The organism is Pseudoalteromonas porphyrae (assembly GCF_001298125.1).
In the GTDB taxonomy this organism is placed as follows: Bacteria; Pseudomonadota; Gammaproteobacteria; order Enterobacterales; family Alteromonadaceae; genus Pseudoalteromonas; species Pseudoalteromonas neustonica.
The window spans coordinates 24,298-49,984 of the sequence record NZ_LHPH01000016.1 but is presented as its reverse complement, the minus strand read 5'-3'; the positions used below and the strand labels follow the sequence as shown (position 1 = coordinate 49,984).

Sequence of the window (25,687 nt, the reverse complement as noted above, 5' to 3'; positions counted from 1 at the left end):
CGCGGGTCGCCTCGCGCATATATTGAGGGTCAGCAGTTAAATAATTTTTGTGTTACGCGCGACTTAGGTGCTTGGAAAACATCTTCAGTTCTTCCATATTCAACAATCTCACCATGCTCAAGTACGACTAATTGATCGCTAATGTGGCGCACTAGACTTAAATGATGTGTTATTAAAATATAGCTTAAGCCAGTTTCTTGTTGTAATTTAAGTAGTAAATTTACGGTTTGAGCTCGTACAGAAGGGTCTAAAGATGATAACGCTTCATCAAGCACCACAACCTTTGGATCAAGAATCAACGCCCTTGCTAATGCAACACGCTGTAATTGACCGCCACTGAACATATGAGGGTAATAATGTTGGTGATCGTTTAATAAGCCAACCTTAGCCAGAGTGACCTTAATTTTTTCAACCCGCGTCTCTTTATCTAATGATGTGTTGTATTGTAAGCAATCATCAAGCATGTCACCAATGGTTAAACCAGGATTAAGAGAAGCTTCTGAATCTTGAAATATCATACGAATATGGCGACATTGTGTATCTCTTACGCCATTGTCTTCGATAATATTACCGTCTAAATATATTTGCCCGCTATCGGCGGTGCCTGCGCCTGCTAAAAGTTTTGCTAAAGTACTTTTCCCAGAGCCTGTTTCGCCAATGATTGCCAGAGTTTCCCCCTTTTCTAAGCAAAACGAAATATTTTTTAGGACACTAAATTGTTTACGTGAAAATAAGCTTGCACGTAAATTAAAGCTTTTAGATAAGGCTTGCACCTTTAATAGTGGCTGCATTATTTCATAGCCTTAATTAATGGAAAATGACACGCATAGCTATGACCATGCTGCTTTGTTGATGGGGGAGTCACTACACAGGCTTTTTGTGCTTGTGGACAGCGAGGACCAAGGCGGCAACCAATTGGTAAATGCTGCAAAGTAGGTATTGTGCCTTTGAGTGCGTAAAACGGTTCTTTATGAGCAAGGCCATGCTCATAATCAGGTAAGCTTTTTAACAATGCTTGTGTATAAGGGTGGCGAGGATGGGAGAATATACGTTGTGTAGGGCCAGCTTCAACCATCTGTCCACAATATAGAACGTGTATTCCGTGAGACCAGTCTACAATTTCCTCTAGCTCATGGGAAATCATTAAAATCGACATGTTCTTAAGTTGGTTTAAACTTTTTAATAATCGAAAAACCTGTGCCCGAGTCGTACTCTCAAGTGCCGTTGTTGGTTCATCCGCAATGAGTAATTTTGGCGTTCGTGCAATAGCCATCGCAATCATTACTTTTTGACAGACACCTTCAGAAAGTTCATGCGGGTAGCTGGTAAGTACTTTTTCATGATCTTTTATACCGACCTTATGGATTAATGCTTTGACTCTATCTTTACGTTCTCGATTTCGCTTTAAGAAAAAGCCTGAACTGTGCACTGCCGGTAAGGTTTCAGCTATTTGGTCAAATATTTTTGCCGTTGGATCAAGGCAACGACTTGGATCTTGGTAGATCATAGCAATGTCTTGGCCAACAATTTTTCTACGTTGTTGGCTTGATAAGCGCATTAAATCAACACCGCGCCAGTGCATTCGGTCAGCGGTGATATGCCAGCGTTCATTTAAAACTCCAACAATAGCTTTTGCTATTAAGCTTTTTCCGGATCCAGACTCACCAACTAATGCATGCACTTCACCTTCTTTGAGGCTCAGGCTCACTCTGTCGACGGCACGTATTACGGTATCAGATGTACGCAGCTCTATGGTTAGATTTCTAATGTCGAGTAATTGCATTTAGTCTGCCTTTCGTGCTTTTAGTACTTGTCGCAGCCCATCACCAACTAAGTTAGTAGATAGGACCGCTAAAAAGAGTAATACACCTGGTAAGCCCACAGTCCATGGCGCTAGGTAAATTAAACCTAAGTTTTCTGCTAAGATAGCGCCCCACTCAGTGGTGGGGGGTTGAGCACCTAGCTTTAAAAATCCTAATGCGGCAATATCTAAAATAGCGGTTGATAAAGCCATAGTAAAAATAACCACAATGTGTTCATAAATATTTGGAAAAATCCCACGCGAGAGAATATGCCAATTAGAGGCGCCATCAAGTTTAAATGCAGTGATGTAATCCTTATTTAGCTCAGTCACTATAAGATTGCGCACAGAATGAATAAACTGTGGTAGCAGCGCGAGAATAATTGCCCACACTGTGTTCATTAACCCAGGGCCTAAAATAGCGATAATGATAATAGCTAATAACAGAGATGGGATTGATAATGTAATATCAAGAAGGTGATTTAAAAAGCTAGAGCGAATGCCATGGCTTATCCCTGCAAACGTGCCAACTACCACACCAATGACAGTTGTTAGTAATGCTGCGACAATTGATAGTCCAAATGTATAGGTTGCGCCATTCATTAACCTTGATAACACATCTCGGCCTAGGTCATCTGTACCAAGTATAAAACGCACATCGCCCATTTCATGCCATGAAGGAGGGATCAGCAGTGCTTCACTGTGCTGCTGATTCACGCCATAGGGGGCAATCAATGGAGCGGCAGCAGCGAGAACTGCAAAAGCACTAAAAAGCCATAACCCAACAACTGCCGGGTGATTGGATTTGAATTTGCGCCAAAACCGCGCTAATGGCGACTTATTCGACTCTTCTGAAAATAAATTAAACTTTGCCATGCGCTTGGTTCCGTGACAGCGGGTCGAATAAGGTATAGGTAAGTTCGGCAACAATGGTTGCAAGGATCACAAACATTGATACGGCCAATAAGCCACCCTGTATAGCAGGGTAGTCTCGTTGGTAAATGCTATCTATTAGCCAGCGACCAACGCCTGGCCACGAGAATATAACTTCAGTGATCATCGCCAGGGTGATCAAGGTACTAAACTGTAAACCAATTTGTTTTATTACAGGCAGCAGTGCATTACGCAGTGCATGGTGCATTATGAGTTGGGCACGGTTTAGGCCTTTGGCTCGTGCGGTTTTAATATAACTCTGTTCGAGTACATTGAGCATTGAGTCTCGGGTGAAACGAACTAACACGGTAGTTGGGTACATGGCTAATACAATTGTGGGCAGTGTTAAATGATGCAATGCATCTAGCATAGCCATGCCTGAATATGGAAAGTCAGCCAGCGCTATATCAAGTAAAATAAAGCCGGTTTGCGAGGGGATTTCATAGAGCAGCCCCATTCTTCCAGACATCGGAAACCACCCTAGTTGCAGTGAGAACACCATAATAAGGAGTAAGGCTAGCCAAAAAACAGGCATTGAATAACCAATAAGAGTCGTTGAATTTATCAGTTTATCAGGCCAGCTTTTTTGGTATGCCGCAGCAATAATCCCTGCAGGTACGCCAAAGGTGACAGAAATAACTAAGGCGTAAATACTTAACTCTAATGTGGCTGGAAATAAATCGATAATATGACTAAAAACACTGTCTCCAGAGGCAAATGAAAGCCCCCAGTCACCTTGCAAAATACGTCCTAAAAAAGCAAAATATTGCATTAAATAATTGTCGTTAAATTGATACTTATCTTGTAGTTCGCTCGTTTGTGAAAAGCTTGTATTAGTAATGCCACTTAAATTACTTAAAGGGTCACCTGGAAATAAATAGCTCAAGGAGAAGGTAAACACACTGAGCGTTACCATCATAAAAAGTAATAAACCTAAGCGGCGCATTATATAATCAAGTATCATTATTTTTTCCTCGCATTTGCTAAGGAAATAGCCCCAAACGGACCAAGTTGAACCCCTTCAACGTCAGCACTGCGTGCTTGGAAGCGCATACCATGTGCCAGTGGGAGCAATGGTAACTCTTGGACAATCATAGTTTGAGCTTGTTGATAATATGTTTTGCGCATTGCCAAATCAGTTGTGTCGAGGGCTTGAGTGAGTAATAAGTCAAACTCAGGGTTGCACCAATTTGCTGGATTTTTACCACTAAAGGTTGCTGTGCAACTGAGCAATGGACTAAAAAAGTTATCGGGGTCTGGGGTGTCAGCTGCCCAACCAAGTAAGACGCTGTCGTGGCGGTGTTCACCAATACGTTGAATAAATGTGTTCCATTCGTACTCTATAATGCTCACGTTTATACCAATTTGTCGTAAATCACTCTGCATAAGCTCAGCCATTTTTCGTGCATTGGGATTATAAATACGGCTCACGGGCATTGCCCAAATAGTCATATCAAAGCCGTTGGGTAATCCTGCATCGGCCAATAGTTTTTTTGCCAAATCAGGGTCAAATCCCGGTAATTTAGTTTGTGCTTGAAATGCCCATGATGTTGGCGGCAGAATAGACTTTGCACGAATGCCATTACCGTAATACACAGCTTGCATAATTTTTTCAATATCAATGGCATGAGCAAGGGCTTTACGTACTCTTAAGTCATCAAATGGTGGACGCTGTGTATTAAACGCCCAGTACCCGATATTAAGGTTAGTCTCTTTTTGTACGACAATGTCATCACGTTGAGCAAGAATACTCAGTTGTGTACTGCTTGGGTGGGCGGTGATATCACATTCTTTAGTGAGCATTTTTGCAATACGGGTTGTGCCATTAGGTGTAATGTCATAAACCAATTGCTCTAGAACAACTTTGTGCTTCCAATAGTCAGGGTTACGATAGTAACGAACCAAATGATCACGTCTGTATTCTTTATAAATATAAGGGCCAGTGCCAACCGGATATTGATCAAATAAGTTGGTTTGCTCGCGTTCTTTTAACTGCAGGGCATATTCACGAGACAGCAAAACAGCAAAGTCTGTTGCCATATTGGCTAAAAAGCTACTCTCTGCATTAAATAATTCAAACCGGACTTGGTGATCAGATACACGGACAATTTGCCGAATTAGCTGATCTATCCCCACGCTTTGAAAATAAGGGTAATTGGCATCGCCAACAAAATGGTATGGATTATAGACATCAAATAAACGGCTAAAGGTGAATATCACATCGTCAGCGTTAAAATCTCTGCTGGGGGTAAAGTAAGACGTAGTATGAAATTTTACATCTTTACGCAAGGTAAAAGTGACCGACTTTCCATCTGGACTTATTTTCCAATCAGTTGCCAGCTCACTTTTAAACTCTGCCGTAATAGGGTCAATACTGATCAAACGGTCATATAACTGATTTGCAATGATATCAATGGTTGAGCCTGTGGTTGTAACCTGAGGATTAAACGATACGGGGTTTGCCTCAGCGCAATAGACTAAGCCTTGATTTTTTTCTTCGAGTGTTTTTTCTTTGGTATCTAGGCAGCCTGTAAGGCATAGCGTAATAATACCAAGTAACAATTTATACACTTGCTTAGCCCCTGACTATGACTGTTGATCTAGTAAGTTATATTTTTTTAAATAACCTCGTAATTGATGATACGTTAAACCGAGTATTTCTGCAGTTTTCTTTTGATTAAACTGGCTGTGCTCAAGCGCTTTATTGATCAAATCGATTTCGAATTCATTGGAAAGATCTTTTAAACTACACGGAAATTGAATGGGGGCAGCGCTATGTGTGATCACACTCTCATTTGGCGTAGTTAAAACAGGCGCGGCTTCGAGTGTTTTTACAGGTGCTTTAATACGATGTTTTGGTCTGAACTTGCTTTCAAAAGGGTCTAAAATAATCTGGTGAACGGGGATATGTTCATTGCCGTGGCGATACAGACTTCGCTCCACTACATTTTTAAGCTCACGAATATTACCGGGCCACTCATATGACTGTAAAATATCAACAGCACTACGAGTAAAACCACTGAATAATTGCCATTCAAGATCACGCGCCATGTTGATTGCAAACTGCTCAGCTAACAGCATAATATCTTCTTGGCGTTCTCGCAGCGGTGGCAGTGTAATAACATCAAATGCTAGGCGATCGAGTAAATCGCTTCTAAATTCGCCTTGTTCAGCTAGGTAAGGTAAATCTTCATTGGTAGCGCATACTAATCGGGTGTCGACTTTTATAGTTTGTTTACCACCGACTCGCTCAAACTCACCATATTCAATGACACGCAGCAGCTTTTCCTGAACCATCGCAGAAGTGTTTGCGAGTTCGTCTAAAAAAAGTGTACCGGCGTTTGCGCGTTCAAATCGTCCTTCATGGCGTTTGCTCGCCCCTGTAAATGCACCTGTTTCATGACCAAACAGCTCACTTTCAAGTAGGTTTTCGTTCAATGCAGCGCAGTTAAGTTTAATATAGCTTTGCTCCCAACGTTTTGACAAGAAGTGCAAGCGGGCTGCTATTAGTTCTTTACCTGTGCCTCGCTCACCAATAATAAGGACCGGCTTATCTAAACTTGCTAGCTGCGAAACCTGATCAAGCACAGCTAAAAAGCTGTCTGATTGGCCGAGTAAATTGTCTTGTTGGCGAAATTGGCTCATATTCCCTAACTCTTAGTCATTTTTACTAACTGTTAGTGTATTTCATAATTGCAGAGAACTAAAGGAATTTGTATTTTTAGTTTAACTTTTTGAAAGTATTAATGTATTTTATATTTTATAAAGTTGGCAAGCATATTGTAACAGTAACTGTAGACCAATTAAGTTAAACATCACAGAGGTAAATATTATGGGAATTTTTTCGCGTTTTGCAGATATCGTTAATTCTAATATCAATGCCATTTTAGATAAAGCAGAAGATCCTGAAAAAATGGTACGTCTTATCATTCAAGAAATGGAAGACACGTTAGTTGAAGTTCGTTCAACCTCAGCTAAAACGTTAGCAGAGAAAAAAGAATTAGTGCGTCGTGTAGATACATTAAAAGCGCAAGTAGCTCAGTGGCAAGATAAAGCTGAACTCGCATTGAGTAAAGATCGTGATGATTTAGCTCGTGCAGCATTACTTGAGAAGCAAAAATCTGCTGAAGCGGTAGCAGCCGTTGAAAGTGAATTAAGTCATGTCGAAACACACATTGACAAATTACAGCAAGAAGTGAGTACGTTACAAGATAAGCTTGCAGATGCAAAAGCGCGTCAAAAAGCGATTATCTTACGTCAACGCTCTGCAGAGTCACGCCTTGAAGTGAAAAAAGCATTGGATAGCTCTAAAGTTGAAGATGCCCTTAATCGCTTTGAACGTTACGAAACGAAGATTGATGGTCTAGAATCACAAGTAGAATCGTACGATTTAGGTAAAAAGTCATTGGCTGATGAGATTGCAGACTTGCAACAAAATGAGCAAATTGATGACGAGTTAGCAGCACTCAAAAAGAAGTTAGCTGATAAATAAAAATATATGGGGCCCGTGTGCCCCTGCTTAAACTATCAAATACGGATTGTCAGGAGAGGGTTATGTTTGATTCAGAGGTAATAATTGTACCATTTGTTATGTTTACGATTTTTGTCGCGCCACTGTGGTTGATTTTACATTATCGTAGTAAAAAACAAGTAAGCCAAGGCTTGAGCGAACACGAACATCGCCAGCTGCTGGAACTTGCACAAAAAGCTGAAAAAATGGCCGACAGAGTTGAAACATTAGAAGCATTGCTTGATCAAGAGGCACCACAGTGGAGGCGTAAAGTATGAGTACCAAACGCGAATTATTAAGAGACCCACAACGTGGAAAAATAGCGGGTGTATGTGCAGGGCTAAGTGATTACTTCAATATGGAGTTATGGTTAGTTCGCATTATATTTGTCAGTGCAGTCTTATTGACTGGCGGTCCATTATTTGTAGTGGCGTATATTGCAGCCTGGTTTATTTTAGACAAAAAAGACTCGTCGACACAGTTTAAAGATCAGTCAAGTAAGCATGACGATCCGTTAGAAGTAAAATTTAAAGTATGGCAAAAAGGTGAGCCGCCTCGTCGCGCTTTACAAGATTTGAAAGATCGTTTAAATCGTGTTGATATACGTTTACAAGATATGGAACGCTACGTTACTTCAACCGAGTTTACGGTTAGCCGTGAAATTAATAAGCTTTAAAGGATTCAATAGCACTTTAGCTGCCTAATACTTATGCCGCTGAGGTGCTCAATCATTATGATTAACACTTCATTTGCAAAAAGCACATTAAAAAAAATAAAGGGCGGAGCGCAAAAAGCCGTACATCGCAGTTTAGATCAGCATGTAAAATTAGCAGTTACAGGCTTAAGTGGCAGTGGTAAAACTGCGTTCATTACAGCTTTGGTGAAACATTTGACTAGCCAGGCGAATGAAAAAAACTTACCGTTTTTTGATGTTATGCAACAGCAGCGTCATATCGCTACAAGAATAGTTCCACAAGAAGCCCTGACAATTCCTACTTTTGATTATCCTAAAGCTTTGAGTGCATTACTGCCTACAGAAGGGCAACCAAGGTGGCCGTCATCTACTGAGCGTATTAATACCCTGCGCCTTGCAATCAAGTATCGTAGCGACAGCGGTTTACGAGGACACTTTTCACCGCAGTCAACTTTGTATCTAGATATCATTGATTACCCCGGTGAGTGGTTGCTGGATTTACCTATGCTACAGCAAAGTTATCGACAATGGAGTGAGCAACAATACACGTTATTACAACAGCCTCCACGAGTGGAAAAGTCACAGGCATTTTTAACTGCACTTGCAGCCCTTGATTTACATGCGCCAGTAGATGAGAGCGCGTTAAGTGGCATTGCCACACAATATCAAGCTTTGCTTGTTGGCCTTAAAAAAGACACTAAACTTGCCATGTTGCAACCTGGGCGGATGTTAATGCCTGGAGAACTTCAAGGCGCACCACTGTTACTGTTTTTTCCAGTTGCAGGCTATACAGAGGAAGCGATTGCGGGTTCTAATTTAGCGCATTTACAAAAACGTTTTGATGCGTATGTAAAAGAGGTGGTAAAGCCTTTTTATAGCCAACATTTTCGACATTTTGATAGGCAGATTGTATTAGTAGATGTGCTGAGCGCGCTGAATGAAGGACCTGAAACACTGCAAGAGCAGGGCGATGTAATAAAGCAATTACTCGCACATTTTAATTATGGTGAAACAGGCTTTTTAAAACGTTTATTTAAACCGAATATAGATAAGTTACTTTTTGCGGCCAATAAATCAGACCATATAAGTGGTGTTCATCATAAAGATTTGGCTCTACTGCTGGATTCATTAGTTCATGAGCAAAGTAACCACTTAAAGTTTGATGGTGTAAAAATTGAAACAATGGCAATGTCATCAATCACTGCCACCATGCCAAAACAAGTGACGGAACAAGGCAAAACACTTAATTGTATTTATGGCTTGCCGTTATTAGAGTCGCAATGGTTAACTTATTTACCGCCACAACCACCAATGCGAATGCTTAATAAAGATGAATGGCCAAGCCATGGTTTTGAGTTTTTATCATTCTCGCCGATGCCAAGCCCTGACAAGCAGCTAAAACATATACGTTTAGATCATGTCATGCAGTACCTTTTAGGAGATAAACTAACATGAGCGAGACAGCTTCACGTTTTCAAGCTGGCCGACGTATTGATACTGCGCCAGAGCCATTAGAAAAAGAGTCCGAATTAACCACTGCAAAAGTGATTGATCAAGGTGAGTATGAGCACAGTGTTGATGATCTACCTGAAGCTGATATTGATTTAACCCCAGTGTATAAAAAGTCAAAATGGCAAACCCTCAAAGGGGTATTTGCTGTGAGCTTTATTGGCTTGGTGCTCCTTGAGTTTATATTTTCAATGGTTATTACCTTCCAGCAATCAATCATCTTTGGTTGCGTATATTTAATAGCTGTGCTCAGCGGTGTATTGTTATTAGGGCGTTTACTGTGGCGTGAGTATAGAATGTTACGTAGCTTAAAACGCAATCAATTACATCGCCATGAAGCAGACCGTTTACTCAATAGTGAGCAAGTAGGCGGGGCATTGCCTTGGCTTGAAAAGCTTAATAAGCATCAGCAGTTAACAGGATTTGATGAATTTAAAGCAAGTATTGATAGTCATCATAGTGATAAAGAAATTATGACTTTGTACGCCGATAGTTTACTAGTGAAGCAAGATACGCAAGCTAAAAAGCTCATTAACCGCTTTGCTACTGAGTCGGGTTTGTTAGTGGCATTGAGCCCTCTGGCGTTGGTGGATATGATGGCAGTGTTGTGGCGTGGCACTAAATTGATTGAGCAAATAGGCAAAATCTACGGTATCGGTTTTGGTTACGCCAGTCGTATTAAACTTTATCGTATGTTGATCAAACAAGTGATGTTTGTTGGTAGTGCAGAGTTAGTATCTGATTTAGCTGCAACGGCGCTGAGTGCTGAGCTTTTAGGCAAATTATCAGGGCGTGCAGCACAGGGCTTAAGTGCTGGGATATTTACCGCACGGATCGGTTATAAAGCTATGGAGCTAAGTCGTCCGTTACCGCGACTTGAGCATAAGCGCAGTTTGCTTAAAGGAACAGCGCAATTAATTGCCAGTAAAATCATGGGCCGAAAGCCGTCAGTATCAAAAGAGGAGTAACAAAAAGGGGGACTGACAACATATATGTACAGTCTCCCTAAGATCCTGTACATACTCTAGCCATCTGAGCATCCGGCATGCTTGTGCTTTAGAGCGCGATACGTTTAATTATGACCTATTGATAATAATTAAAATGAGCAATAACAATGAATACACTCCACATCGACAGCCAGTGCATCCATGGTCCTGAAAAAGCCAACGATCCTCATGGTGCACTCACATCACCTTTATATCAAACTTCAACGTTTCATTTTAGCAGCGCCGCACAAGGAGCTGCACGCTTTGCAGGTGAAGAGCCGGGGTATATTTATACTCGATTAGGCAACCCAACAACAACCGAACTGGAACAAAAAGTGGCGCAGTTAGAAAGCTGCGAAGCGGCAGCTGCAACAGCGACCGGTATGGGGGCTGTTTCGGCGTCGGTATTAAGCTTCTTATCGCAAGGTGATCATTTAGTGGCATCAAGTGCATTATATGGCTGTACGTTTGCCTTTTTTGCTCACATGTTGCCGCGCTGGGGAATTGACGTCACATTTGTAGATATGACTGATGAGCAGGCATTGCGTGATGCTATAAAACCTAATTCAAAAATGATTTTTGCTGAAACACCTGTAAACCCAACCATGGCAATAATTGATTTAGCGCTAATAGGGCAAGTTGCAAAACGACATAGTTTAATCAGTGTGATCGATAACACCTTTCTCACACCGTTACTGCAAAAGCCCATTGATTATGGCATAGATTTAATTGTTCACAGCGCGACTAAATACTTAAATGGTCATGGTGATGTTGTGGCAGGGCTTGTGTGTGGTAGTCAAGAGCACATTACATTAATTAAGATGACGGTGCTCAAAGATATTGGGGCGACCATCAGCCCCCATGACGCTTGGTTGATTAATCGTGGCTTAAAAACGTTGGCGATCAGAATACAGCGCCATTGTGAAAGTGCGCAAATAATTGCCGAGTTCTTAGAGCAACACCCACAAGTGAATACGGTTTATTACCCGGGTCTAGAGTCACACCCTGGGTTTAAGTTTATTGGTAATCAAATGAAGGCGGCTGGTGGTGTTATTGCATTTGAGCTTAAAGGCAGCCTTAAAGATGGCGAGCAGTTTATTAATAGCACTGAGCTTTGCACGCTAGCAGTAAGCTTAGGGGATGCGGAAACACTTATTCAACATCCTGCATCGATGACGCACTCACCTTATACTCCAGAAGAGCGTGCAGCGGCTGGTATTAGTGATGGATTAATTAGACTTTCAGTTGGCTTAGAGGATGTTAACGATATTATAAGTGATCTTAACCGCGCCTTTACTTGTATAACTTGATTTGTAATTAAATGTTTACGGTAATTATCGCTTTTAGCCTCTGTTCTACTTGGTGTGTAAACTTAACTGTTTTTTGGTGTATATAAAGGTATACAAAAGGCATGTTAATGGCCTGCGCAGATATTGGCTCTGCTATTAAACTTTGGCTTACATTTGCTTAGTATCACTGCAACAGGTTCGGTTTAACACCAAGAAGGTTATAATGGCTAAAGCAAGTAAATACACCTCCAGAACACCAGATGAAAATGGTGTGATACATTGGAGCGATGAAGAAAATAAAATATGGTCAGAACTGGTCGCGCGTCAGCTTAAATGCATTGAAGGCAAAGCCTGTAATGAATACATGGAAGGCCTAAAAAAAATAAACTTGCCCCATGATCGTATTCCACAATTAAGTGAACTCAACGAAGTGCTGCTAGCCACAACAGGTTGGCAAGTAGCGCCAGTACCTGCGTTAATTGACTTCGACGAGTTCTTTCGTTTATTAGCGAACAAGCAATTTCCAGTTGCGACATTTATCCGTAGTCGCGAAGAGTTTGATTATTTACAAGAACCTGATATTTTTCATGAAATATTTGGTCATTGCGCTATGCTGACAAACCCAGATTTTGCTGAATTTACGCATAAATATGGACAGCTAGGTTATGCAGCGCAAAAGAAAGACCGTGTTTATTTAGCACGTATGTACTGGTTTACCGTTGAGTTTGGACTTATGCAAACCGACGATGGACTGCGCATTTATGGCGGTGGTATTTTATCAAGCCCTGGCGAAACACAGTATGTGTATTCAGATACGCCTGAAATCAACGCAATGAATGTACTTGACGTATTACGTACGCCGTACCGAATTGATATTATGCAGCCTTTGTACTACACCATTAATTCTATCCATGATTTGTTTGATATTTCACAATTGGATATTATGGCATTAGTAGAGCAAGCAAAAGAATTAGGGTTACACGACCCAAAATTTCCTCCTAAAGAAAAATTAGCAAGTTAAGGATTTAAGATGTCATCATTAAGCGCACAAAAATGCGAAGCCTGTCACGTTGATGCTCCAAAAGTATCGGATGAAGAGCTCGCAGAGTTAATTAAAATGATCCCAGACTGGGTGCCTGAAGTACGTGATGGTATTATGCAATTAGAGCGACTTTATAAATTTAAAAACTTTAAACAAGCCATCGCATTTACAAACAAAGTAGGTGATATGGCAGAGATAGAAGGCCATCACCCTGGTTTATTAACTGAGTGGGGCAAAGTAACAGTTACATGGTGGAGCCACTCTATTAAAGGGCTACATAAGAATGATTTTATCTGTGCTGCAAAAACAGATGAAGTATTCGCTGCACTATAAGTCAATACACAGTTCTGCCCAAAGGACATAAAAGGCGCTTAATGCGCCTTTTTTCATGTCTTATACCTAATTTTATATATTTGTATTTTTTACTTTTAGTTTTTTATTAAAAAATCCTGTCACCAGCATTGTACCGCTGATCACAAAAAATGCACCGAGCAAGGTATTAGAACCAATGGTTTCATCAAGTATTAGGTGCCCCCAGAAAATACCAAATAAAGGAATTAAAAAAGTCACAGTAAGTGCTGATGTTGGGCCAATATCATCAATCAATTTAAAAAATAAGATATAGGCTAATGCAGTGCATACAACGCCAAGTGTAAGTACTCCTAGCATAACGCTGGTGGAGGGCACTTCGCGTATCGGCATAAATAAAATTAGTGGTAAAACCATAAAGCTTGCCGCCCACATTGAACCATGTGCATTATTAAATGGAGTTAATTTAGGTGCGTATTTTGTGTAGTGTGATGCAATGGCATAACTGAGTGACGCACACAGCGCCGCTATAATTGCGATTAATGAGTCTGAATGAATACTAAACTGATTTTGTCCGACTAACAGCACAACGCCTGTTAACCCTAAAATTAAACCTAGCAGTACACTTTTGGTTGGCTTTGTCTTGGCCCAAAACATTCCAACAACGGCACCCCATATAGGTGTTGTCGAATTTAAAATAGACAAGGTTGATGCATTGAGTGTTTGTGCGGCATAAGCGAACAGCAAAAAGGGAAAAGCAGAATTAAGTGCGCCAATAATAAAGAAATGTTTATGGTGAGTTTTAAAAGCAAGTTCTTTAAAAACTGACGCTCGTTTTAAATATAATGCGACTAAAAAAAGTGTTAGCGCAGCAAACCCCACTCTAAGCTCAATGAGTATGGCTGGTCCTAAACTGGCTGCTGCCATACGCATAAATAAAAAAGAGGCGCCCCAAATTGCGGCGAGAATAAATAAGTGTAATAAACTTCTTAACGGCATCATTATAACGTTTTGGGAATTTAGCTAATTAGCATATCACTGATGCAAAGTTGGGCAAGCTAGAATCGGCACTATCATTGATTTCAGCTCAAGCTGATTTGGGCATATATTATAAAATTTAATATTGCGGCAAAGTTAACCACAGCGGTGAAGTTTGCTATAATTGCGCGTCTTTAATTCAAATTTATAAGGTAGTCGGGGTGGTAAACCTAGGTCAATTATTTGGTGAACTCAAAACGTGCTTAAGAAAAGATCAATTCATCTTTAAAAAACGCCTTCATGGCATAAAAAAAATAACTGATGAAACAAAACAAATTGCAGTGCTTGAAAAGATCACCGCTGACATTGCGCGCAGTCAACAATTGCGTGAGGTGCGTTTAGCTCAATTGCCAAAAGTTACTTACCCAGAGCAGCTGCCTGTTAGTCAGAAAAAAGATGATATTAAACAGGCGATAGCGAATAACCAAGTGGTGATCATCGCAGGTGAAACCGGTTCAGGTAAAACCACACAGATACCTAAAATGTGTTTAGAGCTGGGTCGTGGTGTTGATGGTTACATCGGGCATACCCAGCCACGGCGTTTAGCCGCGCGAACAGTTGCGGATCGTATTGCCCATGAAATGCAATGTGAGCTTGGTCAGCAAGTAGGTTTTAAAATCCGTTTTAGTGATCAAGTGTCTAATAATAGTTATATAAAATTGATGACTGACGGTATTTTACTTGCCGAAATTCAGCAAGATCGATTTTTAAATCAATACGATACTATCATCATAGATGAAGCTCACGAACGCAGTTTAAATATCGATTTTATTTTAGGCTATTTAAAAAACTTATTACCAAAGCGCCCAGACTTAAAAGTTATTATTACATCTGCAACCATTGATCCACAGCGCTTTTCAAAACATTTTAATGATGCGCCAATTATTGAGGTTTCAGGGCGGACATTCCCAGTTGATGTACGTTATAGGCCATTGATTGAAATTGACAAAGAGAATATGGAAGCCGAAGGCGATCAGCTACAAGGTATTTTTGATGCCGTTGATGAGTTGTGCCAAGAAGGCCCTGGTGACATATTAATCTTTTTAAATGGTGAACGGGAGATTCGAGATACTGCTGATGCATTGAGTAAACGTAATTTAAAAGGGGCTGATGTGCTCCCACTTTATTCGCGATTATCAAATGCAGAGCAAAACAGAATTTTCGCTCCGCATAGCCGTCGTCATATAATTTTATCAACTAACGTGGCTGAAACATCATTAACTGTACCGGGTATTCGTTATGTAATTGACCCAGGCACGGCGCGTATTAGTCGTTACAGCTACCGCACTAAAGTGCAGCGTTTACCAATTGAGCCAATATCACAAGCCAGTGCAAACCAGCGTAAAGGGCGTTGCGGGCGTGTTGAAGCCGGTATTTGTATTCGCTTATACGCTGAAGATGACTTTAATTCGCGTCCAGAATTTACTGACCCAGAAATACTACGTACTAACTTGGCGTCTGTTATTTTAAAAATGTTGGGATTAGGCCTAGGTGACATGGCGCAATTTCCGTTTGTACAAGCGCCGGACAGCCGTAATATCAACGATGGCTTAACATTATTAGAAGAGCTCGAAGCCGTTAAACCGACCAAGAGTAATCGCGACACTCAGCTAACTAAGTCAGGCTTAGAATTGAGCCGTTTACCCGTTGATCCACGGTTGGCTAAAATGGTATTAACGGCGCATAAGTTAGGTGCATTACGTGAAGTGATTGTTATTGTTGCGGCGCTATCGATACAAGACCCACGAGAGCGGCCGCAAGAAAAACGTGCAGCGGCCAACGAAAAACATGGCCGATTTGACGACCCTGATTCAGATTTTATTGCCTTTTTAAATTTATGGAATTACCTAGAAGAGCAGCAAAGTGAACTAAGTAATAGCCAGTTTAGGAAGTTGTGTCAAAAAGATATGCTCGCGTATATGCGTATTCGCGAATGGCAAGACATTGTTTATCAGCTAAGTACGGTATGCAACGAAATGGGCATGAAAGCCACAACAAACGTGGCTGATGGCGATAAAGTGCATCAAGCATTACTCAGTGGAATGCTTAGTCACATTGGTTTTAAAGATGAAAAGCAACTGTATAAAGGCGCACGAAACAGTCAATTTCATATTTTCCCAGGTTCAGGATTGTTTAAAAAGAGCCCTAAGTGGTTAATGTCGGCTGAGCTTGTTGAAACCAGTAAATTATATGCGCGCGTCAATGCCAAAATAAATATTGATTGGGTTGAGCCGTTAGCACAACATTTAGTAAAACGCAGTTACAGTGAACCGCACTGGGAGAAAAAACCAGGCGCAGTCATCGCATTTGAACAGCAAGTATTATATGGGTTGATCATTGTTTCAAAGCGCCGCTGTGTGTACAGCAATATAGATCCTAAAGTGAGTCGCGAGTTATTTATTCGTAGCGCGCTTGTTGAACAGGACTTAGGCCAAAACGAAGGTTTTTTACAATTCAACCGCGAGTTGATTGAAGATATTCAAACACTTGAGAATAAAAGCCGACGCCGCGATATTTTAGTCGACGAACAAACTTTATATACGTTTTACGATAAAAAAATTCCGAGCGATATTAATAATCGAACGGCATTTAACAAATGGTATAAAACGCAAAAGCAGCAAAACAAACATTATTTACAAATGACCCGTGATGATTTGATGCAGCACGGTGCAGACAGCATTACTGAGTTTGATTATCCCGATGTATGGCAGCAAGGTAATTTAATGTTACCGCTGAATTACCACTTTGATCCAGGCCAAGCAGTTGATGGTGTAGCAGTGCAAATTCCTGTCGCACTATTAAACCAAGTGCAAGAAAGCGGTTTTGACTGGCATATACCTGCATTTCGTCATGAATTAATTTGTGGCTTAATTAAGTCACTTCCTAAATCGTTGCGTCGTAACTTTGTACCCGCACCCAACTATGCAGATGCGGTATTGGCTGCTATAGAGCCTATGCAGGGGAACTTACTGGAAGCGTTAAGCACACGATTGTTGCGTATGACCGGCGTTAAGGTCGAGCCTGATGCATGGGATTTAACAACCCTTGCCACTCATTTACGTTTGCAGTTTGAAGTACGCGATGAAAAAGGGGGGGTGTTAGCACATGGTATGGATTTAGCTAAATTAAAAGCACAGCTGCAAGGTAAAGTGACGCAAACCCTATCAAAAGTGGCTGACAAAGGCATTGAAAAGAGCGATTTACTGACATGGGATTTTGGTAAATTACCGCTCTCGTATGTGAAAAAACAAGGCCAGTATGAGATAAAAGCATACCCGGCACTGGTGGATAAAAAATCATCTGCAGCAGTTGAGTTGTTTGATAATGAGATCAAAGCACACGCTGCTCATCAGCAAGGTTTACGTCGATTAGTGTTACTTAATGTTCCTTCGCCGATAAAATATTTACAACAAAACTTACCCAACAAAGCTAAATTAGGTCTATATTTCAATCCATTTGGTAAAGTCGCTGATTTAATTGATGATTGTATTGCAGCAGGGGTAGATAGTTTGCTCGTAAAACTCGGTGATGTACGAACAGAGCATGCGTTTGAACAAGTAAAGGAACAGGTCCGTGGAGAGTTAGGCGATACTGTCGTTGCTATTGCAACGCAAGTGGAGCAAGTATTAAGTATTGCGCATGCGTTGCATAAAAAGATGAAAGGGCGTGTAGATTTAACCATGATCACGGCGCACGGCGATATTAAAAGCCAATTAGAATCTCTAGTGTTTAAGGGGTTTGTATCCAATCACGGGGCAGATAAATTAAGTGATTTAATCCGTTATTTAAAAGCAATAGAAAAGCGTTTAGAGAAACTACCTGTTGACCCAAACCGTGACAGATTATGCGTGCTTGAATTAGATAAAGTAGCGCAGGAGTATCAAAAGTACCTTAAAAAGATACCACAAGGGATGCCTATTCCAGAGTCGTTACAGACAATTTTTTGGATGCAGCAAGAACTGAGAGTATCCTTATTTGCACAAACGTTAGGGACACCTTACCCGATATCAGGAAAGAGGGTTCTGAATGCATTAAAAGAGCATGATTGATCAATATTTAAGCTTGCATTTTATTGCAAGCTGAGTACCTTAAAGGAAGGATTTATTTTTGAACATAATGAAGGAACAAATATTTACTATGCCCTCAGCAGATAAAAAAAATCTACGTTTGCTTGTTGTTGATGATGAGTACTTTAATTTTGAAATGCTTAAAGGCGCACTATCAGCAAGTTTTGAACTAAGTTATGCTGATTCTGGAACTCACTGTTTATCATCAGCGATAGCCAATCCACCAGATGTAATTTTGCTTGACGTGTGTATGCCGGGATTAGATGGTTATGATACATGTAGGATGTTGAAAAATACGCCAGAAACGCGTCATATACCTGTTGTTATGGTATCGGGATTAGAGTCAGAACAAGAGCAAAAAGCCGGCTTTGAAGCGGGTTGTGACGCTTATGTCGTAAAACCCTTTTCAGTGGGTGGATTATTAGAAAAAATAAACACGGTCGTTTAGGAGAACAGTATGCTTAATGAAGAACAACGTAATTTCAAACGTATGCAGATCAACGCACAAGCAAAATTAGTAACAATAGAGCCAATTTCAGATCAGCATTTTGATGCGGTGTGTGTGGATTTAAGTGCGACAGGATTGTCAGTACATTTAGATGAGTTACTTGAAGTGGGCACAATTGTAAGAGTGAATATTAATTCGACAAGCGCAAATATAGCGCCACTTGATGCGACCGCTAAAGTGATCCGCGCCAGCAAAGAAAACGATGGCACGGTCACAGCAGGACTTGAAATCATGCATTTTAACTAGCGATTAGTAAACTTTACAGATCAAGCCTTTTAAGTAAAAACCTTCAGGGTAGCTGCCAGCAATAGGGTGATCGGCTGCTTGGTTTAAACGTTCCATAATCAATAAGTCTTTACCAGCATCAAGAGCTGCATCAGCAACCACTTTTTGAAACAAGTTTTGTTCCATTAACCCCGAACATGAAAAAGTGAGCAATGTGCCGCCAGGTTTAAGTATTTGCATTGCAATCATGTTGATATCTTTATAACCACGACACGCACCAGTAAGCTGGGCTTTATTATCCGCAAATTTTGGTGGATCCATAACGACTGTATCAAATAGCACGCCGTCTTCACGGTATTGACGTAATAATTTAAATACGTCTTGCTTAACAAAGTCCACTTTACTGAGATCAAGATTATTATGCTCAATATTGCGTTTAGCAGTATCTAGGGCTGGTTGTGATACATCAACATTAGTAACATGCTCACAGCCACCACGTAATGCGTACAATGAAAATGTACCTGTGTAGCTAAAGCAGTTAAGTACTTTTTTATCTTTAGAAAAACGTTCAAGGGCTGCACGGCTGTCGCGTTGGTCAAGGTAAAAACCTGTTTTGTGACCTTCAAGAATATCAACTTCGATTTTAAAACCGTTTTCTTCTATTAATACAGGCTGCTCAGGTTTATTACCCCATAATACACCCATCGTAGGTTCTAAACCTTCTTTGGTGCGTACTTCAACATCTGAGCGCTCATACACATCACAACCAGGGAAAATACTGATTAATGCGCCTACAATTTCACCTTTATGACGCTCAGCGCCAGCACTTAATAACTGACAAACGAGTACATTATCAAATTTATCAATAGTAACGCCTGGCAGAAAATCAGACTCCGCAGCACATAAGCGAAACCCAGTTAAACCACCTTCAATGATTACTTGTTCGCGTGCGTCGAATGCACGACGTAAACGACGCTCAAAAAATGCCTGATCAATGATTTCTTTTTCGTCAAAGCTCCATACTCGGGCTCTAATTTGTGAGTGTGGGCTGTAGGCGGCAGTTGCTAAAAATTTACCATCGTTATCATGGATAGTTACCGTATCACCTAACCCAGGTTTACCTTTTATTTTTTTTATGGCTTTTGAAAACAACCATGGGTGTTTTCTTTTTAGTGATTTTTCACGACCAGCTTGTAGGTATACGGCAGATGACATTGGGCTTCTCATTACAGATAAATTAGCAGGCTATTTTAGTGAAGCAAGGGCGAACATACAATGAATGTTTTGCACAAGCCCCTATAAGCACGGTAAAGTAACTGCAATTGATTGTTTTAATTTGAAACGACGTTATTTATGAACCAAGAAATTCCATTACCGGTGTCATTACAACAACTCGAAATTGCTTGTAAAGGGTTTATTACTGAAGTTGTGTGTGCCGATGTTGCTCACGATATTACCCATATTGAAAGAGTCGTACGCGTAGCAAAGCAGCTTTGCATTGCAGAGCAAGCCAATATGGCAGTGGTACTTCCTGCTGCATGGCTACATGATTGTGTAGCCGTTGCGAAAAACCACCCTGATCGTGCGAAAGCGTCAACGATGGCAGCAGATAAAGCGATTTCTTTCTTAGCTTCAATAGGGTATGACCAGCAATTTTTTACTGCCATTCATCATGCGATTGTTGCCCACAGTTTTAGCGCTAATATACAAATACAATCGGTAGAAGCACAGATTGTGCAAGATGCTGACCGTATGGATGCATTAGGTGCAATAGGCGTTAGCCGTTGTATGAAGGTTGGTGGGTCAATCAGCCGACATTTATATCACCCGCAAGATCCATTTTGCCAACAGCGTAAAGCGGATGACACACTATATACACTCGATCATTTTTTTATTAAGTTACTTCACATCGCAAAAAGTATGAACACGCCTTCAGCGAAAACGGAAGCAAAGCGCCGCACTGATTATATGTTGGCGTTTATAGAGCAGTTAAAGTCAGAAGTGGGGAAAGAACTATGACGTGTCCATTGTTAGTTGGGGTCGATCATTGCCATTTAAATGTGGCAAACCTTGCCGAGTCGCTTATTTGGTACGAATCAGTGTTGGGTTTTACAGTGATCCCAGAGCTGGCTTTTTGGAATGAAGGCACAGGCCCATTAACGTTAGAGGATCGAGGGGCAACTGTCAGACTTGCTCTTTTTGAAGGTGAGGGCACAAGTAAAGGGATTGCTTTTGGTGCGACAGGAGAGCAGTTTTTGGCGTGGTTGAAACATCTGAAAGACTTAAATATAAAAACGGTGCGGGCTGATCATAAAGTAACTTTTTCGGTGTATTTTAAAGATAATAGCGGTAATAGCCATGAGATCACATCACATGACTATCAGTATATTGCAGGCCACCTCAACAATTAGTTTTGATAGGTTGAGTAAATATCCATAATCGCATCAATTTGCGCTGTAAATAAATGGACAAGCTCAGGGTCAAAATGAACGCCGGCTTGTTCTTGCAAAAATTTTAGTGCATCTTCAATAGGCCATGGCTCTTTATAGGGGCGTTTTGAGGTCAATGCATCAAATACATCGGCAATCGCAACAATACGGCCTTCAATTGATATGTTTTTGCCTTGCAAACCGTTAGGGTAACCTGAACCATCCCATTTCTCATGATGTTCTATCGCAAGTAAGTGCGCCAATTGAAGCAAAGGTGACGAAGAGTTTTCAAGAATTTGCGCACCTATTTGAGCGTGCTCTTTCATATAATCAAACTCGCTTGCCGTTAGTTTTCCTGGCTTGAGCAATATCGCATCAGGGATCCCGATTTTCCCAATGTCATGCATTGGTGCCGCTTGCTTTAACAGCTCAGCATGCTCTTCATGCATGCCATAGGCAAGTGCAAGAATTTTACTGTATTTACTCATCCGAACAATGTGCTCACCTGTATCGGTGTCTTTATATTCTGCGGCTCGCCCTAAACGGTGAACTAAATCTACATGGGCTAATTTTAATTGCTCAGCCTGAATGAGTGATAAGTGTGTTTTTACTCTTGCACGAACGATTGCAGGGCTGATTGGCTTGGTTATGTAATCAACCGCGCCTAATTCAAAGCCTTTAAACTCATCGCTTTCATCACTCAATGCAGTAACAAAAATAATCGGGATATGTGTAGTTGTAGGGTTGCTCTTAAGGCGTTGACATACTTCAAAGCCATTCATATCAGGCATCATGATATCAAGTAGTATAAGCTTAGGTGGTTCTTTTTCAACTAATGCGAGTGCGGCATCTCCCGATTTAGCAAACGATAGACGATAATGTTTGCTTAAGACTTCACGCATTACTTTTAAGTTGGCGGGTTCATCGTCAACAATAAGAATTCTTGGGCGCTCAGTTATTAAGTCCATCATTGTGTTTCCATATTATCAGTCTGATTAAGTCGTTCAATTAATAATTTAAGGTTACTTTGGGCATTATCAAAATCAAATAGGTCAAAAGATTCTACTAAGGCAGTAACTTCACTTTGATAAATCTGTGGTGCACCAGCGGCTATTTTTGCTAAGAACTCATCGTTAAGCTCGGCGTTTTCAGCGTCTTTGAAAAGTAGTTCACACATTGATTTAAGTTCACTGAGTGATAACTCGCGTGTGTTTTTTTCAGGTTCATGGTGTGGCATGCAAGATGATGTCTTCTCGATTAAAAGCTGACTCACCGTATTTAACTCTGTTTGTAATTGTCTAATGAGTTGAGTTTGTTGCTGTAATGTTTGGCTTTTTTCTATTTCGGAGAAAAGCTTCATCATGGTTGGTAAACCTAAATTACCCGATAAGCCTTTAAGGGTGTGTAGTGTGCTATTAGCATTTTTTAATGCAGCTAAGCCATTTTTAAACATAGTGTCGTAAAGTGGGTGTTGTTCTTTTAAAAAACGCTGAATTTGTGTCAACTGCTTACATTTACTGCCCCAAAGCAGCTGCCCTTTTTTGAAATCTATGTGCAGCGCTGTTGGATCTGTGTGGGCAATCAAGGTTTCTTTTTTCAGTCCAAAACCCAAAACTTGCGAAATTTCTTGGTTTAGTTGGTTTATATCAACCGGTTTATTCGCAAATCCGTTCATTCCCGCTTTTTTCGCTGTTAGCTTATCTTGCTGTAAAACACTGGCTGTTAGCGCAATAATAGGCACGTTTTTTAACTGTCGTTGCTGCTCTATTTTACGTATTTTTTGCGTTGCTGTGATGCCATCACATTCAGGCATATGAATATCCATCAAAATAACATCAAAGTCTTGTTGCTCAAAAATGGCCAGCGCCTCTAAACCATTACACGCGGTGCTGACGGTATGCTTATCTCGAGAAAGTAATAAACGCAGTAGCTCAACATTTTGCTCAATATCGTCAACCACTAAAATACGCAAAGGAGGTAATTGTGTATGTAGGCCATCAAAGTAGTTAATTAAACTTTCATCTCCTTCACCAAGTGGGAGTGAAAAGAAAAAACAGCTGCCTTTATGTTCTTCGCTGACTAGATTAATAGAGCCGCCCATTAATTCGACGAGTTGTTTGCTAATAGTCGTGCCAAGGCCTGTTCCACCAAAGCGACGGGTCGTGGTGCCATCAGCCTGTTCAAATGGCTGGAATACAGCTTTAAGGCGATCTTTGGCAATACCAATACCAGTATCTTGCACTTCAAAAAATAAATAATTGTTTTGAGTCGTACTCACGGTTACATCCACAGTCCCTTTTTCTGTAAATTTAATTGCGTTGCCAATTAAGTTTGTGAGTACTTGCCTGATTCTATCGGGATCCCCATAGTAGGCAGTATGCACTGACTCTTTGATGGTAAGGTTTAACGCTAGATCTTTCTTTTTGGCTTCTAACCAGAACGTTGAGATAATGCTGTCGAGCATAGGTTGGAGGTTAAAATGCACAGGCTCAATAGTCAGTTTCCCTTTTTCAAGTTTTGCAGAATCGAGGATCTCGTTAAGTAAGCGCAGTAGTGAGCGTGCTGCATTATTTACGGTGATCAAATGTTTTTGCTGCTCCTGATCAAGCGGAGTGTCCATCAATAAGTCACTAAAGCCAATGATTGAATTCATTGGTGTACGAATTTCATGGCTCATATTTGCCATAAAGGACTGCTTAGCTTGCGCTGCATCTTCTGCGGCTATTTTGGCGAGCTTAAGCTTATCTTCGTATTTTCGTCGCTCGCTTATATCAACAAGCACACCGTCAATCCAAATAGCTACGCCATGCTCATTAAATTCAAAACTACCTTTCTCAAGTACCCAAATTAGATTTCCGTTACGGTGGCGTACTCGATATTCAATTGAATATTGCGATTTATCTGTAATCGCCTGATCAATTGCTTCGTTAATATGTGGAATATCATCTTTATAAAGTAAATTACCAAACTCGATATTTTTATTAATAAACTCAGAGGGTATGTAACCAGTTAGTTCATGAATACTAGGGCTGATAAAAATCATGCTCCATTGTTCATTTATATGGCAGCGAAAAACAACACCAGGCATATTGTCCATTAAAGAGCGATATTGTTGCTCTTTTTTGACTAGGTTTTGTTGTAGGGTGCGCTGTTCGCTTAAGTCTGTGATAAAGCCAACGAACAAGGAATTATGACCAGGTTGGTTGACTTCACCTATGCCAAGTCGGATAGGGAATAAGTGACCATTTTTATGTTTTGCGAACACATCACGATTAATGCCAATAACTTTCCCTAAATCAATATGGTCTGCTTTAGAAAGATAATCATCATGATGATTAGCAATGTCATCAGCCATCAGCATTTTAACATTTTTTCCTCGAACTTCGGCTTCACTCCATCCAAAAATACCTTCTGCAGCATTATTAAAGCTTAGAATATGGCCAAGGTGATCAATTGTAACTATGCCATCAATCGCAGTGGATAAAATGGCTTCTAAGCGTGATTCGTTACCTGTTTTTTCTTCTAACAACATCCGGTAGCGAACCATGCCGTTTATAATAGCTACAATTGCCGTTAAAAGCATGGTAGAAAAAACGACACTGATGGCCACAAAGGTAAGTTGTGAATCTTTGCTACTGTCATTTAATAATGGGGATGTTGCAACAAATCGTGTGGCGGCCATTCCCATATAGTGCATGCCCGCAACGGCAAACCCGAGAATAATCGCACTGATCAGCCTTGCTTGAATAACTGTAAATTTAGGGAAATGCTGGCTGATATTAAAACGTGTGTACAAGGATATAAACGCAAGTACGACAGCCACAATAATTGATAAACCAAACATGAGTGGGTCATACCTAAGTAGCGGGCTCAACTCCATTGCTGCCATCCCACTATAATGCATGGTCCCGATACCTGCGCCTAACAAAACGGATGGTACGAGTAAATCTATGAATTTTTTATTACTTTTAACTAATAAAGAAATAGCCGTTAAACAAGCCAAAAAAGCAGGAATAAAAGAGAGGAAAGTGATTGCAGGGTCATAGCTAATATTAGTACACAAAGAAAAAGCTAACATACCAATAAAGTGCATACTCCAAATACCACCAGAGAGCACGAGCGCAGCGGTTGAATTTGCGAGCCTTTGATAGCTCTTAAAGCGTGTTTCTTTTGCCAGATCAATTAAATATGCAGAGAAATAGGCCGCAAAAATGGCCGTTAAAATTGATAGCGTCACCAAAAAAGGGTTAAAAACACCATTTATAATTAAACTAGGGTCTTGATTCGTAATAAAAAACGTTGCAAGCATAATGGCTCAAAATATGGCTTATCCAATAAGTTCACTCA

The 25,687-nt window shown here is 40.6% G+C and carries 23 protein-coding genes; 13 read left to right on the top strand and 10 right to left on the bottom strand.

Annotation, left to right across the window (positions count from 1 at the left end; genetic code table 11):
* Positions 1-29: 29 nt before the first annotated feature.
* The 6 genes from ADS77_RS13930 to pspF are packed head-to-tail and all read right to left on the bottom strand — an operon-like array spanning position 30 to position 6,379.
* Positions 30-791, bottom strand: a complete 762-nt coding sequence (locus tag ADS77_RS13930; protein ID WP_054206306.1) for an ATP-binding cassette domain-containing protein — start codon at positions 789-791, stop codon at positions 30-32.
* Positions 791-1,783 carry an oligopeptide/dipeptide ABC transporter ATP-binding protein gene (locus tag ADS77_RS13925; RefSeq protein ID WP_054206307.1) on the bottom strand — a complete coding sequence of 331 codons (993 nt, stop codon included), beginning with the start codon at positions 1,781-1,783 and terminating at the stop codon, positions 791-793. Before ADS77_RS13925 ends, ADS77_RS13930 begins: the two co-directional genes overlap by 1 nt.
* A complete protein-coding gene (locus ADS77_RS13920) occupies positions 1,784-2,677 on the bottom strand; it encodes an ABC transporter permease subunit (RefSeq protein ID WP_054454957.1) in 894 nt (297 codons plus the stop codon).
* Positions 2,664-3,698 (bottom strand): ABC transporter permease, encoded by a 1,035-nt coding sequence (locus tag ADS77_RS13915; RefSeq protein WP_054206309.1) that lies wholly within the window; start codon positions 3,696-3,698, stop codon positions 2,664-2,666. The genes ADS77_RS13920 and ADS77_RS13915 overlap by 14 nt, the downstream gene beginning before the upstream one ends.
* Positions 3,698-5,305: an ABC transporter substrate-binding protein gene (locus ADS77_RS13910; RefSeq protein WP_054206310.1), complete on the bottom strand. Its 1,608-nt coding sequence runs from the start codon at positions 5,303-5,305 to the stop codon at positions 3,698-3,700. Before ADS77_RS13910 ends, ADS77_RS13915 begins: the two co-directional genes overlap by 1 nt.
* A 15-nt stretch (positions 5,306-5,320) precedes the next feature.
* Complete coding sequence (pspF, locus tag ADS77_RS13905) at positions 5,321-6,379, bottom strand: phage shock protein operon transcriptional activator (protein ID WP_054454955.1); 1,059 nt, start codon at positions 6,377-6,379, stop codon at positions 5,321-5,323.
* A gap of 187 nt (positions 6,380-6,566) precedes the next feature.
* Here pspF and pspA point away from each other — a divergent pair, with 187 nt between their 5' ends.
* From pspA to ADS77_RS13865, 8 genes are all read left to right on the top strand, one after another.
* The gene (gene pspA, locus ADS77_RS13900) at positions 6,567-7,226 is read left to right on the top strand and encodes a phage shock protein PspA (protein WP_054206312.1); all 660 of its coding nucleotides are present in this window, start codon (positions 6,567-6,569) and stop codon (positions 7,224-7,226) included.
* Between the two features lie 62 nt (positions 7,227-7,288).
* The gene (pspB, locus tag ADS77_RS13895) at positions 7,289-7,522 is read left to right on the top strand and encodes an envelope stress response membrane protein PspB (RefSeq protein WP_054206313.1); all 234 of its coding nucleotides are present in this window, start codon (positions 7,289-7,291) and stop codon (positions 7,520-7,522) included.
* The gene (gene pspC / locus ADS77_RS13890) at positions 7,519-7,920 is read left to right on the top strand and encodes an envelope stress response membrane protein PspC (protein ID WP_054206314.1); all 402 of its coding nucleotides are present in this window, start codon (positions 7,519-7,521) and stop codon (positions 7,918-7,920) included. Before pspB ends, pspC begins: the two co-directional genes overlap by 4 nt.
* A gap of 57 nt (positions 7,921-7,977) precedes the next feature.
* A complete protein-coding gene (locus ADS77_RS13885) occupies positions 7,978-9,393 on the top strand; it encodes a YcjX family protein (RefSeq protein WP_200909650.1) in 1,416 nt (471 codons plus the stop codon).
* Positions 9,390-10,415 carry a TIGR01620 family protein gene (locus ADS77_RS13880; RefSeq protein WP_054454953.1) on the top strand — a complete coding sequence of 342 codons (1,026 nt, stop codon included), beginning with the start codon at positions 9,390-9,392 and terminating at the stop codon, positions 10,413-10,415. Before ADS77_RS13885 ends, ADS77_RS13880 begins: the two co-directional genes overlap by 4 nt.
* A gap of 146 nt (positions 10,416-10,561) precedes the next feature.
* Entirely contained in the window at positions 10,562-11,743 is a 1,182-nt protein-coding gene (gene megL, locus ADS77_RS13875; protein ID WP_054206316.1) for a methionine gamma-lyase, read from the top strand.
* Positions 11,744-11,945: 202 nt separating this feature from the next.
* On the top strand, positions 11,946-12,743 hold the full coding sequence (gene phhA / locus ADS77_RS13870; RefSeq protein WP_054206317.1) for a phenylalanine 4-monooxygenase: 798 nt from the start codon (positions 11,946-11,948) through the stop codon (positions 12,741-12,743).
* A gap of 9 nt (positions 12,744-12,752) precedes the next feature.
* Positions 12,753-13,097 (top strand): 4a-hydroxytetrahydrobiopterin dehydratase, encoded by a 345-nt coding sequence (locus ADS77_RS13865; protein WP_054206318.1) that lies wholly within the window; start codon positions 12,753-12,755, stop codon positions 13,095-13,097.
* Between the two features lie 72 nt (positions 13,098-13,169).
* On the opposite strand, the gene ADS77_RS13860 is transcribed toward ADS77_RS13865, so the two are convergent.
* A complete protein-coding gene (locus tag ADS77_RS13860; RefSeq protein ID WP_054454951.1) occupies positions 13,170-14,072 on the bottom strand; it encodes a DMT family transporter in 903 nt (300 codons plus the stop codon).
* 200 nt (positions 14,073-14,272) lie between these two features.
* Between ADS77_RS13860 and hrpA the strand changes: the two genes are divergently transcribed.
* The 3 genes from hrpA to ADS77_RS13845 all read left to right on the top strand — a co-directional run bounded on the left by hrpA (position 14,273) and on the right by ADS77_RS13845 (position 18,932).
* Complete coding sequence (hrpA, locus tag ADS77_RS13855; RefSeq protein WP_054454950.1) at positions 14,273-18,160, top strand: ATP-dependent RNA helicase HrpA; 3,888 nt, start codon at positions 14,273-14,275, stop codon at positions 18,158-18,160.
* Positions 18,161-18,227: 67 nt separating this feature from the next.
* Positions 18,228-18,626, top strand: a complete 399-nt coding sequence (locus ADS77_RS13850; RefSeq protein ID WP_235575787.1) for a PleD family two-component system response regulator — start codon at positions 18,228-18,230, stop codon at positions 18,624-18,626.
* A 9-nt stretch (positions 18,627-18,635) separates the two neighbouring features.
* Positions 18,636-18,932, top strand: coding sequence for a PilZ domain-containing protein (locus ADS77_RS13845; protein WP_054206321.1), 297 nt, complete (start codon positions 18,636-18,638; stop codon positions 18,930-18,932).
* Between the two features lie 3 nt (positions 18,933-18,935).
* Here the strand turns inward: ADS77_RS13845 and ADS77_RS13840 are convergent, their stop codons facing one another.
* On the bottom strand, positions 18,936-20,126 hold the full coding sequence (locus tag ADS77_RS13840) for a class I SAM-dependent methyltransferase (RefSeq protein ID WP_054206322.1): 1,191 nt from the start codon (positions 20,124-20,126) through the stop codon (positions 18,936-18,938).
* A 138-nt stretch (positions 20,127-20,264) separates the two neighbouring features.
* Between ADS77_RS13840 and ADS77_RS13835 the strand changes: the two genes are divergently transcribed.
* Together ADS77_RS13835 and ADS77_RS13830 are read left to right on the top strand one after the other, a co-directional pair.
* The gene (locus ADS77_RS13835; protein ID WP_054206323.1) at positions 20,265-20,930 is read left to right on the top strand and encodes an HD domain-containing protein; all 666 of its coding nucleotides are present in this window, start codon (positions 20,265-20,267) and stop codon (positions 20,928-20,930) included.
* Positions 20,927-21,322 (top strand): VOC family protein, encoded by a 396-nt coding sequence (locus ADS77_RS13830; protein ID WP_054454948.1) that lies wholly within the window; start codon positions 20,927-20,929, stop codon positions 21,320-21,322. The genes ADS77_RS13835 and ADS77_RS13830 overlap by 4 nt, the downstream gene beginning before the upstream one ends.
* Here the strand turns inward: ADS77_RS13830 and ADS77_RS13825 are convergent.
* Together ADS77_RS13825 and ADS77_RS13820 are read right to left on the bottom strand one after the other, a co-directional pair.
* Positions 21,319-22,308, bottom strand: a complete 990-nt coding sequence (locus ADS77_RS13825; protein ID WP_054206325.1) for a two-component system response regulator — start codon at positions 22,306-22,308, stop codon at positions 21,319-21,321. The genes ADS77_RS13830 and ADS77_RS13825 overlap by 4 nt on opposite strands.
* Entirely contained in the window at positions 22,308-25,649 is a 3,342-nt protein-coding gene (locus ADS77_RS13820) for an MHYT domain-containing protein (RefSeq protein ID WP_054454946.1), read from the bottom strand. The genes ADS77_RS13825 and ADS77_RS13820 overlap by 1 nt, the downstream gene beginning before the upstream one ends.
* Positions 25,650-25,687: the final 38 nt, after the last annotated feature.

Excerpts from the sequence above, each read along its gene's own strand:
- ADS77_RS13835 (WP_054206323.1), top strand. The coding sequence starts at position 20,265 with ATGAACCAAGAAATTCCATTACCGGTGTCATTACAACAACTCGAAATT.
- ADS77_RS13930 (WP_054206306.1), bottom strand. The coding sequence starts at position 791 with ATGCAGCCACTATTAAAGGTGCAAGCCTTATCTAAAAGCTTTAATTTA.
- ADS77_RS13920 (WP_054454957.1), bottom strand. The coding sequence starts at position 2,677 with ATGGCAAAGTTTAATTTATTTTCAGAAGAGTCGAATAAGTCGCCATTA.
- ADS77_RS13915 (WP_054206309.1), bottom strand. The coding sequence starts at position 3,698 with ATGATACTTGATTATATAATGCGCCGCTTAGGTTTATTACTTTTTATG.
- phhA (WP_054206317.1), top strand. The coding sequence starts at position 11,946 with ATGGCTAAAGCAAGTAAATACACCTCCAGAACACCAGATGAAAATGGT.
- ADS77_RS13845 (WP_054206321.1), top strand. The coding sequence starts at position 18,636 with ATGCTTAATGAAGAACAACGTAATTTCAAACGTATGCAGATCAACGCA.
- ADS77_RS13860 (WP_054454951.1), bottom strand. The coding sequence starts at position 14,072 with ATGCCGTTAAGAAGTTTATTACACTTATTTATTCTCGCCGCAATTTGG.
- pspC (WP_054206314.1), top strand. The coding sequence starts at position 7,519 with ATGAGTACCAAACGCGAATTATTAAGAGACCCACAACGTGGAAAAATA.
- ADS77_RS13850 (WP_235575787.1), top strand. The coding sequence starts at position 18,228 with ATGAAGGAACAAATATTTACTATGCCCTCAGCAGATAAAAAAAATCTA.
- ADS77_RS13830 (WP_054454948.1), top strand. The coding sequence starts at position 20,927 with ATGACGTGTCCATTGTTAGTTGGGGTCGATCATTGCCATTTAAATGTG.
- ADS77_RS13885 (WP_200909650.1), top strand. The coding sequence starts at position 7,978 with ATGATTAACACTTCATTTGCAAAAAGCACATTAAAAAAAATAAAGGGC.
- ADS77_RS13840 (WP_054206322.1), bottom strand. The coding sequence starts at position 20,126 with ATGTCATCTGCCGTATACCTACAAGCTGGTCGTGAAAAATCACTAAAA.
- megL (WP_054206316.1), top strand. The coding sequence starts at position 10,562 with ATGAATACACTCCACATCGACAGCCAGTGCATCCATGGTCCTGAAAAA.
- ADS77_RS13925 (WP_054206307.1), bottom strand. The coding sequence starts at position 1,783 with ATGCAATTACTCGACATTAGAAATCTAACCATAGAGCTGCGTACATCT.
- ADS77_RS13880 (WP_054454953.1), top strand. The coding sequence starts at position 9,390 with ATGAGCGAGACAGCTTCACGTTTTCAAGCTGGCCGACGTATTGATACT.
- pspA (WP_054206312.1), top strand. The coding sequence starts at position 6,567 with ATGGGAATTTTTTCGCGTTTTGCAGATATCGTTAATTCTAATATCAAT.
- pspF (WP_054454955.1), bottom strand. The coding sequence starts at position 6,379 with ATGAGCCAATTTCGCCAACAAGACAATTTACTCGGCCAATCAGACAGC.
- pspB (WP_054206313.1), top strand. The coding sequence starts at position 7,289 with ATGTTTGATTCAGAGGTAATAATTGTACCATTTGTTATGTTTACGATT.
- ADS77_RS13865 (WP_054206318.1), top strand. The coding sequence starts at position 12,753 with ATGTCATCATTAAGCGCACAAAAATGCGAAGCCTGTCACGTTGATGCT.
- ADS77_RS13825 (WP_054206325.1), bottom strand. The coding sequence starts at position 22,308 with ATGGACTTAATAACTGAGCGCCCAAGAATTCTTATTGTTGACGATGAA.
- ADS77_RS13820 (WP_054454946.1), bottom strand. The coding sequence starts at position 25,649 with ATGCTTGCAACGTTTTTTATTACGAATCAAGACCCTAGTTTAATTATA.